Annotated in this window: 8 protein-coding genes; 5 read left to right on the top strand and 3 right to left on the bottom strand. The window is 72.5% G+C overall.

The window, feature by feature from the left end:
- Positions 1-299 precede the first annotated feature (299 nt).
- Positions 300-2,468, top strand: coding sequence for a family 78 glycoside hydrolase catalytic domain (locus AB0M80_RS21270; protein ID WP_364567314.1), 2,169 nt, complete (start codon positions 300-302; stop codon positions 2,466-2,468).
- 247 nt (positions 2,469-2,715) lie between these two features.
- On the opposite strand, the gene AB0M80_RS21275 is transcribed toward AB0M80_RS21270, so the two are convergent.
- Positions 2,716-3,024: a hypothetical protein gene (locus AB0M80_RS21275; protein WP_364567316.1), complete on the bottom strand. Its 309-nt coding sequence runs from the start codon at positions 3,022-3,024 to the stop codon at positions 2,716-2,718.
- 367 nt (positions 3,025-3,391) lie between these two features.
- On the opposite strand from AB0M80_RS21275, the gene AB0M80_RS21280 reads away from it, so the two are divergent.
- Together AB0M80_RS21280 and AB0M80_RS21285 are read left to right on the top strand one after the other, a co-directional pair.
- Positions 3,392-6,613, top strand: coding sequence for a BTAD domain-containing putative transcriptional regulator (locus tag AB0M80_RS21280; protein WP_364567319.1), 3,222 nt, complete (start codon positions 3,392-3,394; stop codon positions 6,611-6,613).
- A 139-nt stretch (positions 6,614-6,752) separates the two neighbouring features.
- A complete protein-coding gene (locus AB0M80_RS21285; protein WP_364567322.1) occupies positions 6,753-7,004 on the top strand; it encodes a hypothetical protein in 252 nt (83 codons plus the stop codon).
- Here the strand turns inward: AB0M80_RS21285 and AB0M80_RS21290 are convergent.
- Together AB0M80_RS21290 and AB0M80_RS21295 are read right to left on the bottom strand one after the other, a co-directional pair.
- Entirely contained in the window at positions 6,990-7,511 is a 522-nt protein-coding gene (locus tag AB0M80_RS21290; protein ID WP_364567325.1) for a hypothetical protein, read from the bottom strand. The genes AB0M80_RS21285 and AB0M80_RS21290 overlap by 15 nt on opposite strands.
- Positions 7,512-8,452: 941 nt before the next feature.
- A complete protein-coding gene (locus AB0M80_RS21295) occupies positions 8,453-9,853 on the bottom strand; it encodes a lysine 2,3-aminomutase (protein ID WP_364567328.1) in 1,401 nt (466 codons plus the stop codon).
- A gap of 129 nt (positions 9,854-9,982) precedes the next feature.
- Here AB0M80_RS21295 and AB0M80_RS21300 point away from each other — a divergent pair, with 129 nt between their 5' ends.
- Both AB0M80_RS21300 and lnt read left to right on the top strand, forming a co-directional pair.
- Entirely contained in the window at positions 9,983-11,578 is a 1,596-nt protein-coding gene (locus tag AB0M80_RS21300) for an amidohydrolase (RefSeq protein ID WP_364567331.1), read from the top strand.
- An 11-nt stretch (positions 11,579-11,589) separates the two neighbouring features.
- Entirely contained in the window at positions 11,590-13,200 is a 1,611-nt protein-coding gene (gene lnt / locus AB0M80_RS21305) for an apolipoprotein N-acyltransferase (protein WP_364567334.1), read from the top strand.
- Positions 13,201-13,217 lie beyond the last annotated feature (17 nt).

The raw sequence follows: 13,217 nt of genomic DNA on the forward strand, positions 1-13,217 counted from the left end.
CCCGGTCCTCATCGGCTCTGACAAGCCAAAACATCCGAAAGGGGCCGAAGGGGTGCCCGCGGCCCCGATCAGGCTCTGTGGCACCCCTTGGCACACCTCTTCGGGCGCACGGTAGCGTCACGGCGTCAGGTTGTGAAACCTTTCAATTCGGAGTTCGCGATGGAACGACAGAAGTTGGGCCACGTGCCCGTGCTTGTCCTGCCGGCTTGAGAGCGTCGACCCTCCTTCGGGCGTGTTGCCGCGGCTGCTTTCGAACCCCTTCTCCACTTCAAGTCGAAGCGGCAAAACATCGCTTCGACTTGAAACGATTTGGTCTCTCCAGGAGCTGCTGTGCGCCCCAGATCCCGCCGTCTCCTCGTCTTGTCCCGCTCCTCGCCCTCGGCATCGCCGCACCCGCCGAAGCCGGAACCCGAGCCGACGTCGGTAGCCGCATCTTCGCCGCCACCGACCTCCGCTCGGACCACCTCGACCGGCCACTGGGGACGGACGACACCACGCCGACGCTGAGCTGGCGGACCCTCGCCCGGGACCAGACCGCCTACGAAGTCCAGGCCGCCACCTCGGAAGCGCGCCTGGCCCGCCCGGACCTCTGGGACACCGGCCGCGTCGCCGGCGCCGCCACCGCGTTCGACTACGCCGGTCGTGCCCTCGGCAGCCGCCAGCGCGTCTACTGGCGCGTCCGGGTCTGGTCCGGCGCCGTCCCCTCCGCCTGGAGCGCTCCCACCTGGTTCGAAACCGGCCTGACGGACCAAAAGGACTGGTCCGCCGGCTGGGTTGCGAACCGCCAGTGGCAGCTCGGCGCCAAACCCGCGAACCCGGTCGTCGTGACGCTGCCCCAGCAGACCGCGCGGTACGTGAGGCTCGACGTCACCAAGCTCGGCTTCCCGCTGGCCGAACAGCCCCTGGACAGCCAGAACCGGATGGTCACCACCGGCGGCACCCGCCGCTTCCCCGATCCGACCTACCGCCTGCAGCTGGCCGAGCTGCAGGCGCGCGACTCGGCTGATCCGGGCGTGAACTTCGCCGACGGACGCCAGAAGTACGTCACGGCATCGGAAACCCAGACCGTGCGCAAGGAGTGGGAGCCCGGCCTGGTCGCCGACGGCCTGACCACGTCCAACCCCGAGGACGCCGGGAACGCCGGCTATCAAAGCGCCGTGCACACCAGCGCGGATGCCGACGTCTCGCTCACCATCGACCTCGGTGCCACGCGCACCTTCGACCAGGTCGTGCTGTACCCGCGCACCGACACGCTCACCGCCGACGGCAGGACGCCGAACTTCCCGGTCGACTACACGGTCCAGACGGCCGCGGACGGGCCGTTCATCGTCGCCAAGGCCGTCACGGACCAGCCGGCCCCCGCCACCTGGCTGCCGCCCGCGCTCCCGGTGTTCGCCAAGGACTTCTCGGTGGCCGGCCGCGTCGCCGGCGCCCGCCTCTACGTCAGTGGCCTCGGCGTCTACGTGCCCAGCCTCAACGGCACCCGCGTCGGCGACGCCGTGCTGGAGCCGGACGACAGCGACTACGCCGACCGCGTCACCTACGCCGCCTACGACGTCACGAAGCAGATCCGCGGTGGCGCCAACACCATCGGCATCGCGGTCGGCAACGGCACCGCGGACGCGCTGCACACCTCCGGCCGCTACCGGAAGTTCGCGCGCACGGCGAGCGACCCACAGATCATCGCGCAGCTGGAGTTGACGCTGACCGACGGCACGGTCCAGCGGATCGGCACGGATTCGAGCTGGCGCACCACACTCGGCGCCACGACCGTGTCGCAGTGGTACGGCGGCGAGGACTACGACGCCCGCCGCGAACTCCCCGGCTGGGACCGGCCCGGCGCCGACCGCACGACCTGGTCCCCGGTGGTGCCCGCGACGAGCACGGCGAAGCTCACCGCCCGGCAGAGCGAGCCCGTCCGGGTCGTGGAACAGCTGCCCGGCAAGGAGATCTCGCGGCCGGCGCCCGGCGTGCGCGTCTACGACGTCGGCCGCAACATCGCCGGCCTGCCCCAGGTGACGCTCGCTGCGCCGAAGGGCACGGCCATCCGCGTCTATCCGGCGGAGGCCTTGCGCGACGGGCACGTCGACCAGTCCATCAGCAACGTCGGCGCGCCGATCTGGGACAGCTTCACGAGCAAGGGCACCCGGCAGACCTGGCACCCGGACTTCAGCTACCACGGCTTCCGCTACCTCGAAGTGGCCGGCGTCCCCGACGACGCCCAGCTCTCGGTCGCCGGCCTGCGCACGATGGCGGACAACGGCTCCGCCGGGGACTTCGACTCCTCGGACGCGACCCTCGACGGCATCCACCGGCTCACCCGCGCCGCCGTCGAGAACAACATGCAGAGCATCCTCACCGACTGCCCGAGCCGCGAAAAGCTCGGCTGGCTGGAGCAGGACCACCTCGCGTTCGACGGGCGGCCGTCGGGAGCCCGGTGCCCACAATCGGTTTCACCTGCGTCGTGATCCTGTGCGTTCCTGCTGCGGGTCGACCAGAGCGGGATGGCGTCGAGCTGGCTGTGCGGGTTTCGCGACCGGCGATTCGGTTCGCCAATCGGCGACACGCCGGTCCCTGCGGGTGGGCAGTACTGACCGGGATACGGCACGACAGCGACGGAACTCCTGGCAGAACGGCGCTCCGGACCGCTCGATCCACCAGGAGTCGTCCAGACGACAGAACGTCGAGATCAGCTCGTTGCCCGCGTCACCGGATCTACCACCGGACACCGATCGCGAGTGGTGCGGGCCCGGTCAGGATCACCGTGACCGTGCCGGCGTGGATGCCGGAGCACGTCCACGAGCGCACGCCGCCCTCGGTGGAAAAGGTGGCGCTGCACCGGGGATTCGGGGAGGTGGAATCGGTCAGTCCCCAGAAAGCGGTGTCGGCGGTGCCGCCCGAGTCCGCGTCCACGGAGATCGTCCCGCCGGGGAAGTTCCTCCCGGTGACTGGACAGACGCGAATTTTGCAGGTATTGCTGCTCCCCGCGGCCAGTGCCATCTGCGGCAGGGCGGTCAGGCCCATAGTGGCGATCGTGCTCACCACTGCGAGGCGAGCAAGGATTTTCTTTCGCATTTCGACCCCTTCGATTCGGTTCGGCCGTTCCGGCGGTTCTCCGGTTCTTGGTTTCCGCTCGTCCGGCGACGGCCTCCACGGACTTCGGCGCACGGGCGGCTGCGTCCTACGCCGAACCGATCGACGCCGACGCCGCGGTGGGCGCGGTCGGCGGGAGCGTGGTGAGGAGTTGTTCCGATCGCATTCATCCCCCTCTGGCCGGAGCTTCCGCGTGGTCCGGCGCCGTCGGCCTGGCGCCGTGTCCGCAAGCGTGCGCGCCGGCCGTTGCCGGGACCTTGAGAAAACATTGATTGTGGCGACGCCGGGTGCTAAGCCGGTGTTCGGCCTACCGGAGGAGCGGTCGGACGTGGTGGTGGAGTTCGGGGTCCTGGGCAGCGTCGAGGTGCGGGTCGACGGTGTCCCGGAACCGGTCGGCCCCGCCCGCCAGCAATGCGTCCTGGCGGCCCTGCTCGCCGACGTGGGCCAGGTCGTCCAGGTCGACCGGCTGGTGGACCGCGTGTGGGGCGCGCGTCCCGCCCCGGCGGACGCCCGCAACCCGCTGCGCACCTACCTGTCGCGGCTGCGCCGGATCGCGGGCGTGCGGATCGAGCACCGCTCGCAGGGGTACGTGCTGCTCGCGCCGCCGTCGGCGGTGGACCTGCACCGCTTCCGCGCGCTGGTGACCGAAGCCCGCGCCACCGCCGACGAGGACCGGGCGCTGGCCCTGCTGGAGCGGGCGCTCGGCACGTGGCGCGGTGAACCGCTGGCGGGCCTGGACACGCCGTGGGCCGAGGGCCTGCGCACGGTCCTGAAGGCCGAGCGGAACGCGGCGGAGCTGGACCGGACGGACCTGCGCCTGCGCCGGGGCGACCACGCCGTGCTGCTCGCCGAACTGGCCGTCCGCACCGCGGAGCACCCGCTCGACGAGCGGCTGGCCGGCCAATTCATGCTCGCCCTCTACCGGTGCGGCCGCCAGGCGGAGGCACTGGCGCACTACGACGGGTTGCGGCGGCGCCTGGCCGGCGAACTCGGCGTCGACGCCGTGCCGGAACTGCGCGAACTTCACCAGCGCATCCTGCGGTCGAGCGTCGACTCGATCGCGCCGACGCCGGCCAGGGCGAGCCCGGAGCTGCCCGCGCCGCGCCAGCTGCCCGCCGCCGTTCCCCACTTCACCGGGCGGGCCGGGGCCCTGGCGGAGCTGGACGCTTCGCCGTCCCGGCACCCGGCCGTGGTGGTCCGCGTGCTGGTGGGCACCGCCGGGGTCGGGAAGACCGCGCTGGCCGTCGAGTGGGCGCACCGGGTCGCCGCCCGGTTCCCCGACGCCCAGTTGTACGTCAACCTGCGCGGCCACGGGGCCGGCCCGCCGATGAGCCCGTTGGAGGCCGCCACCCGGTGCCTGCGGTCGCTGGGGCTGGCTTCGGAGCAGCTGCCGGTCGACGTCGACGAGGCCGCGGGGCTGCTGCGCACCTTGCTCGCCGACCGGAAGGCGCTGCTGCTGCTGGACGACGCGGCGTCCTCGGAGCAGGTGCGCCCGCTGTTGCCTGGGAGCGCGGGCTGTGTGGTTCTGGTGACCAGCCGGAACCGGCTCGACGGCCTGGTCGCCTGCGACGGTGCCCACCGCCTCGTCCTGGACGTGCTCACCGAGGACGAGGCCGGCCGGTTGCTGGGCGGGCTCCTGGGCGCCGAGCGGGTCGCGCGCGAACCACGGGCGGCCGCCGAGCTGGTCGGGCTCACCGCCCGGCTTCCGCTGGCGCTGCGGATCATCGCCGCGAAAGTGGCCCACCACCCCGGCGACCTGGCCGGCCACCTCGTCCGGCTTCGCTCCGGCGACCACCTCGACGTCCTGGCGGTCCCCGGCGACGAGCGCACCGCCCTCCGATCCACCTTCGACCTGTCCTACGACGCCCTGCCGGCGGACCACCAACGGTTGTTCCGCCTGCTCGGCCTGGTCCCCGGGGAGGACTTCACCGCCGACGTCGTCGCCGCGCTCGCGGACGTGACCACCGCGCGGGCGGCGCGGCTGCTCGACGGTCTGGAATCGGCCCACCTGCTCGAACAACACGGGCCCGCCCGCTTCGCCTTCCACGACCTCCTGCGCCGCTACGCCGGCGACCGCTGCCGGGCCGAGGACGGCGAACGGGACACCGAGGCCGCGCTCGGGCGGCTGTTCGGCTGGTACCTGCGCACCGCCGACGCCGCGGCGAAGGTGATCCACCCGCAGCTGCTTCGCCTGCCCGGCGGGCCCGCCACCGGGACGCCGGCGGCGTCCATCGACCGCGCCGCGGCGCTGGCGTGGCTGGAGGGCGAACGGGTCAACCTGACCGCGGCCGGCCTGCTCGCCGCCGAGCGCGGGTTCCGGCCGGTGACCTGGCTGCTGGCCGACACCCTGCGCGGCTACTTCTGGATCAGCCTGCACCGCCAGGAGTGGTCCGACCTGGGGACCGCCGCGCTGGCCGCGGCCGAGGCGGACGGCGACGCACGGGCCGTGGCCGTCGCCCGGATGAACCTCGGCGACCTGTGCCTGCGTGGCAACCGGCACGAGCGGGCCGTCGAGCACTACGAGCGCGCGGTGGAGCACCTCCGCCGCGCGGGCTGGCTGGAGGCCCAGGGGGTGGTGTTCGGCAAGCTGGGCCTGGTGTACCGCGAGTTGGGCAGCACCGCGGAGGCCGCGGTCTGCTACCGGCGCGCCCTGACCCTGGCCTCCCGGACCGGCAGCCCGCTCCGGGAGGCCGCTGCGCTCGGCAACCTCGGGTTCGTGCAGTACGAATCGGGGGCCTACGCCCACGCCGCCGCCGGGCACGCCAGGGCCCTGACGCTCTACCGGGACCTCGGGATCGTCTCCGGCCAGGCCACCGCCCTGGGCAACCTCGGGGACGCCCTGCACGCGCTGGGGCAGTTCGGCGAGGCGCTGACCCGCTTCGCCGAAGCCCTCCCGATCCTGCGCGAGATCGGGGACACGGGCACGGAAGCCGCGACCCTGCGCGGCGTGGCGGCCGTCGACTCGGACGCCGGGCGCCACGACCGCGCGGCCGACCGCGCCCGCACGGCCCTCGAGCTCGCGCGGCGCGTCGGTGACCGGCGGGTGGAGGCAGACGTCCTCATCGTCCTGGGCACGGTCCAGCAGTGCCTCGCGCGCCCGGCGGAGGCGATCCACTGCCACCTGGCGGCGCTGGAACTGGCCCAGCGCACCGGAATCCACTACAGCGCCGTCGAAGCCCGGATCGGGCTGGCCACGGCGCGCGAGAACACCGGCGACGCCCGCCAGGCACTCGAACTGGCCCGCGCGGCCGGCTACCGCGGCCTCGAAGGCCGGGTCCTGACCGTCCTGGCGCGGCTCCTGCTCGCCGGGGGAGAGGCCGGGCAGGCCGCCGAACACGCCCGGCGCGCCCTGGAAGTCCACCGCGAAACGGGCCACCGCCTCGGCGAGGCCCGCGCCCTCACCGTGCTCGCGGACCTGACCGAGGGGAACGACGCGGCCCGGCCTTGGCGGGACGAGGCGCGAAGCACCTTCGCCTCCCTCGGCGTTGCTGTGTCGGTGGCGGACCGGGCGCCACCTTAGTCCACAGTGGACGCAAGGTCATTGCGCAAGGGGCGACGAGCGCGACGCGTCCGCCGAAGCTGGCCAGCGAGGCCGTCGCCGCCGCCGCCTGCGCGCCGCGACTCGCAACGCCCGGACCTGGGCAAGCGTGAAGGCGAAGGTGGGTTTCTCGACCGGCCGCCGGACCTGTGTTGGCCTCGACCTCGCGGCCAAGCCGGATATGACGTCGTGGTCGCTGCTGGTGCCGGACGAGCTCGGCGGCAAGTCCTCGATGATGTGGTGGTTATGGCTGCCGGAGTCCGCGGTGACCCGGCATCTGTCCGGGCGGATCGGGAAGATGGGTGGCTCACTGCGCGCGGAGGACACCCCGGGCGACGGGCTGACCGTGGTGGTTTCGCTACCGGTGGCGTGACTCGACCCGCTGTGTCCACTCGGCGAACCGTTGGCCGTACTCTGCGCGGGCGGCCTGGAAAATGACTTCGCCATCGTCGTCGGGCGGTGCGAGGCCGAAGTTCTGGTCCAGCCAGTCGACGTAGGCCTGGCGGTCGTCGAGGTCCTCCTCGTCCGCATCCTCCTCGTCGATGACCGCCAGCAGCTGGAAGAGCTCTCGGAGATCGCGCGCCGCCACGGAGAGACCGCCCTCGTCGCCGAGGAGAACGACGGGCAGGCCTGCGAGGTCGGCCCGGTCGTCGCACCGCCACAACGCGTAGACCGAGCCGGACCAACTGGCGCGGGCGAAGGGGATCAGTCGGTCGAGGAACTCCTGTTTGTTCGGTCCGTCGGAGTCCAACCAGCTGTCGATGGCCTTCTTGTCGTTGTACTCACGCAGCTCGAAGCCTTCCAGGTTGAAGGCCGGCACCTCGTCTTCAAACTGCTTGAGCAGGTTCAGCTCGTGGATGGGTGAGTACGCGTCACTCATCGACCGAGGGTAACAAGATCAGCACGGCCGGCCCCGCCGGGTCTCAGCAATCCCAGCACCACCGCGCGCACCGACAACCCGCCCACGCAGCTGCCGTATGCGACGACGGAGGACTTCGGCGTGTCGTCGGCTACTACCGCCTAACTTGGCGGCGGTCCCGGAGCCGACCCTGTTTCCGGAGCTGACCCCGGTCGCGCGGCCGGGCGGCGGATTGGCGTGTTCCGGCGGCGTACCCGCCACGCCCGGTCCGCCGACGGGGTGCCGGAGCCGGCGGTCTGGGCCGCGGCGCACCCGGGTGCGCGCCACCGCGCGCCCTCGGGCACCGTCCACGAGGTTAACGACGGTGGCTGGCCGCCGCGATCGGCGGCTCGGACTTCCGGGACCGGCTGTAGGCCACCGGCGAGGAGGTCACCTGCGGCCGCTGCCTTGAGGGCGCGGCCCGCCGCATACCGGCGCCCGGGCAGCTAAATCTGATCGCGCTGCCTGACCTGGCCCCGGCTTCGCCGCGGAACCGGGACCGGCTCTCGGCGCTGACCGCTGGAGACGAGGATGGCCCGTCCGCCGGAGCCTGGTGGACGGGCCATCGTGTGTTTGCGGCCGACGCGTCCGGTTTGCCTCTCGGCAAGTGGCGCGACGCGGTTCCAGCCGAACGGAATGTGGCGGTGGCGGCGGTGCCCTGATTACAAGGTAGATGTCTGGTCGAGATGAAAAGGTGCTTGGAGCAATTGGTCGACTGACTGAGCCGCCGTGGTCGCCGGGCACGCCGCTCCGTCCACAGTGGAATCTCTGGGCCTTTTCTGGGCCATATCGCGATCGGTCCCAACCGGTCCTCGTCGGCCCTGACCAGCCAAAACGTCCGAGAGGACCGAGGGGGTGCGCGCGGCCCCAATCGGGCTCCGCGGGACCCCCTCGGCCTACTCTTGAACGCTGACGCGCCGGCGTCAGCTGGAGCGGTTCGCCCACCACTGCTGCCCGGCTTCGGGCAGGGTGGGGATCGGGTCGTAGTAGGGGTAGCGCCGCTGCAGCGCCTCACTACGGTCCTCGGCGTCAGCCTTATCGACGCTGGTCAGGTAGTTCTTGGTCCAGTAAGAAATCCCCAGCTCCCGGTCGTACTCGGCGAGCTGGTGCACCCACCGCTTCCCCACATAAGGCACGTCACACACGATCCGCGGCGTCGCGTACCCCGGCAGGTACCCCATGATCGCGTGCTGCAGCTCCTGGGCCTCCCACACCGAAACCCGCCAGTGCTCGGCGTTCGGGATCATGTCGCACATGTAGAAGTAGTACGGGAGGATGTTCGCTTCGCCCTGCAGGGCGAAGCACAGGTCCAGCAGCGCCGCCGGGGTCGCGTTGACTCCGCGCATCAGCACGCCCTGGTTGCGGACGTCGCGGACCCCCACGTTGAGGGCCGTCTGGGCTGCCTCCGCCACCAGCGGTGTCACCGACTGGGCGTGGTTGACGTGCGTGTGGATGGCCAGGTTCACGCCCCGGCGCTGGGCGGTCACGGCGACGCGCTCGAGGCCTTCGACGACCTTCGGCTGGAGCCAGTGCTGCGGTAGGGCCGCCAGCGCCTTGGTCGCCAGGCGGATGTCGCGGACCGTGTCGATGTCCATCAGGCGCATCAGGAACGACTCCAGCTGCGGCCACGGCACGTTGGCCACGTCGCCGCCCGAGACGACCACGTCGCGCACGCCCGGGGTTTTCTTCAGGTAGGCGATCATCGCGTCCTGGCGGTCGACCGGCTTGAGCGTCAGCTTGTGCTTCTCGACCTGCTCGGTCGAGTTGCCGACCAGGTCCATGCGGGTGCAGTGGCCGCAGTACTGGGGGCAGGTCGAGATCATCTCGGCCAGCACCTTCGTCGGGTAGCGGTGGGTCAGCCCCTCCACCACCCACATCTCGGCTTCGTGCAGGGAGTCGCGTTCCGAGTGCGGGTGACTCGGCCACCTCGCGTCGCGATCGCTCTTCACCGGGAGCATGTAGCGGCGGATCGGGTCGGCGTAGAAGGCCTCGGTCACCTTGGCCGGGTCGGTGCCGGCCGTCGGGGCCATCGTGTTGAGCATCTGCGGGGGCAGCAGCATCGACATCGTCGCCAGCTCGCGCTGGTCGGCGAGCAGGTCGTCGTAGAAGCGGTCCTCCAGCAGGTCGCCCATGAGCGCGCGCAGCTGCTTGACGTTGCGGACGCAGTGCACCCGCTGCCACTGCGCGTCGCGCCACTCGGCCTCGGTCACGTCGTGCCAGCCAGGAAAGCGGCGCCAGTCGGGTTCCACCAGCTCGGCGCGGGCGTACTCGTAGGGCTGGTCGAAGGCGGCGGCAGGCGTCACAGGTTCCTGGATCGCAGTCACATGTACTCCCAATCGTCTAGATCACGTGAAAATATCCTGTCATATCGTTCTGGAAGAGTAAATCTTCCTGCGTGTTGCGGTCGCGCCCCCACGTGGAGAACGACCCGGCGGGCGGGGCAGACTCAAGGAGTGACGGACGACAGCACGACGCTCCTGCTCGGCGGGCGCATCTACACCCCCGCCGGCCCGGACGCCACGGCGATGGCGGTCACCGGCGGCACCGTGGTCTGGGTCGGGCAGGACGCCCCGGCCCGCGCCCTGCACCCCGGCGCCGAGGTCGTCGACCTCGACGGCGCGTTCGTCGCGCCCGCGTTCGTCGACGCGCACGTCCACGCCACCGCCACCGGCCTGCACCTGACCGGCCTCGACCTCACCGGCGTCCGCAGCGGCGCCGAGCTGCTGGCGCGCGTGCGCGCCACCGCCACCCCCGGCCAGGTCCTGCTCGCCCACGGCTGGGACGAGACCACCTGGACCGACCCGCGGCTGCCCAGCCGCGCCGAGCTCGACGACGTCGCCGGCGGCGCGCCCGTCTACCTCAGCCGCGTCGACGTCCACTCCGCGCTGGTCTCCACCGCACTGGTCGAACTGGCTCCGGCCGCCCGCGACGCCGACGGCTGGTCGCCCGAGGGCCCCCTGACCCGCGCCGCCCACCACGCCGTCCGGGTCGCCGTGCGCGCCGCGATCACCCCGGAGCAGCGCGCACGCGCCCAGCGGGCCTTTCTCGCCGAGGCCGCGAAGCAAGGCATCGTGAGCGTCCACGAATGCGCCGGTCCCGACATCTCCGGCCGCGCCGACCTCGCCGCCCTCCTCGCCCTCGCCGGAGCGCGGACCCCCGAGGTCGTCGGGTACTGGGGCGAGCTCGGCGCCGTCGAGACCGCCCGCGAACTCGGCGCCCGCGGCCTGGCCGGCGACCTGTTCGTCGACGGTGCCCTCGGCTCCCACACCGCCGCCCTCACGACGCCCTACGCCGACCACCCCGGCTCGGGCACGCTCTACCTCGACGCGCACCGCATCGCCGAACACCTCACCGCCTGCACCGAAGCCGGGCTGCAGGCCGGCTTCCACGTCATCGGCGACGCCGCGGTCGCGGAGGTGGTCGAAGGCTTCCGCCTGGCGGAGAAAGAAGTCAGCCAGCGCGCGCTGGCCGCCCGCCACCACCGGCTCGAGCACCTGGAGATGGTCACCGCCGAGCAGGCGAAGCAGCTGGCGGGCTGGGGTGTGGTCGCCTCGGCACAGCCGCTGTTCGACGCGCGGTGGGGCGGTTCGGAAGGCATGTACGCCGAGCGGCTCGGCGCGGACCGCGCGGCCGGGCTGAACCCGTTCTCGGCGCTGGCCGCGGAAGGCGTCGTGCTGGCCTTCGGCTCCGACGCGCCGGTGACGCCGCTCGACCCGTGGGCGAGCGTCCGCGCCGCGGCCTACCACCGGACGCCCGGCGCGGGCCTGTCCCCGCGGGCGGCGTTCACCGCCCACACCCGGGCCGGGCACCGGGCGGCCGGGGTCAACGACGGCGTCACCGGCAGCCTCGTCCCGGGCGCGCCGGCGCACTACGCGATCTGGGACGCCACCGACCTCGTCGTGGCCACCCCGGACAGCCGCGTGCAGCGCTGGTCGACCGACCCGCGGGCCGGGATGCCGCCCCTGCCGCGACTCGAACCGGAAGCCGCCCTCCCGCGGTGCCTGCGCACGGTCCGCGCGGGTGAAGTCCTCCACGACGCCATCACCTAGAGTTGTCAGCCGTGGCAGTCACCGTGGCGGACCCCGAACCGGGCGCCCCGCACCAGCCCGCCGGCACGCGGCGGTTCCCCCCGGCCTGGCTGCTGCGCGCGGCCGCGGCCGCGGTGTCCGGTTTCGCCTACTACCTGAGCTTCGCGCCGCGCCCGCTGTGGTGGCTGGCGCCCTTGGCCTTCGCCGGGCTGGCCCTGGTGCTGCGCGGACGCCGCTTCCGGGCCGGCTTCGGCTACGGCTTCGCGTTCGGTTTCCCGTTCTTCCTGCCGCTGCTGACCTGGCTGCTGGACTTCCTGGGCCCCGACTTCGGCCCGTGGCCGTGGCTGGGCCTGTCGTTCGCGCTGGCGCTTTACCACGGCCTGGCGGGCGGCCTGATCACGCTGGTGTCCCGGCTGCCGGCCGCGCCGCTGTGGGCGGCGCTGGTGATCATCGCGATGGAGACGCCCCGCACGTGGTTCCCCTTCGGCGGCTTCCCCTGGGGCCGGGTCGCGTTCAGCCAGCCCGAAGGCGCGTTCCTGCCGCTCGCCTCGATCGGGGGCGCGCCGCTGGTCGGTCTCGCCGTCGTCCTCACCGGGTTCGGCCTGGCCGCGCTGGCCGCCCGGCTGTGGGCGGCCCGCAAGGTCACCCGGCCGGCGGTCTTCGCCGCTGCCGGCACGCTGCTGCCCGTCGTCGCGGGCCTGGCGCTGTGGCCGTCGATCGGGACCGGCGCGCAGGACGGCGAGCTCACCGTCGCCGCCGTCCAGGGCAACGCGCCCGACATCGGGCTCGCACTGCAGGGGGAGCGGGCGGTACTGCGCCGCAACACCATCGCCGAGAGCGAGCGGCTGCTGGCGGCCGTCCGGGCCGGGAAGGTGCCGAAGCCGGACCTGGTGGTGTGGCCGGAGAGCGCCACCACCGTCACCGGCCCGGACCCGCAGGTCGACCAGCTCGTGGCGAACTTCGGCGTGCCGGCCCTGATCGGGGCGCTCTACGTGCTCCCGGACGGGCACATCCAGAACTCCGTCATCGCCTGGGACCCGCAGACCGGGCCCGGCCGGCGCTACGCCAAGCAGCAGCTGGTGCCGTTCGGCGAGTACGTGCCGGCCCGCAAGGTCGCCGAGCTGGTCACGCCGTTCCTCGACGCCGAGACCGTCGACATGCTCCCGGGCGACGGCTCGAACCAGCGGCTGGACGTCGCGGGCACGAAGGTCGGCGTGTTCATCTGCTACGAGACCGCGTTCGACTACCCGGGCCGCGACGCCGTCCGCCAGGGCGCCGAGCTGCTGGTGGTGCCGACCAACAACGCCTGGTACGGCCGCAGCGAGATGAGCGAGCAGCAGCTGGCGATGTCGCGGCTGCGGGCGGTCGAACACGGCCGGGCCGTCGTGGTGAGCGCCGTCTCAGGCGTGAGCGCCCTCGTCGCGCCCGATGGCTCGGTGACCAGCTCAACGGGCCTTTTCACAGCGGATTCCCTGGTCGGGCGCGTCCCGCTGCGGACGCAGACTACGCTGTCGGATCGACTCGGTGCGTGGACGGAGTACGGGCTGCTGGCACTGGCGATCGCCGGGGTGGCCGGCGGGCTCGTACTCCGTTTTCGCACCCGGCGCACCAGCGCCGGCACGACAGGGGAAGCGGCGGACTGACCGCCGCGGATATCGGA

Source organism: Amycolatopsis sp. NPDC051045 (assembly GCF_040682955.1).
GTDB lineage: Bacteria > Actinomycetota > Actinomycetes > Mycobacteriales > Pseudonocardiaceae > Amycolatopsis.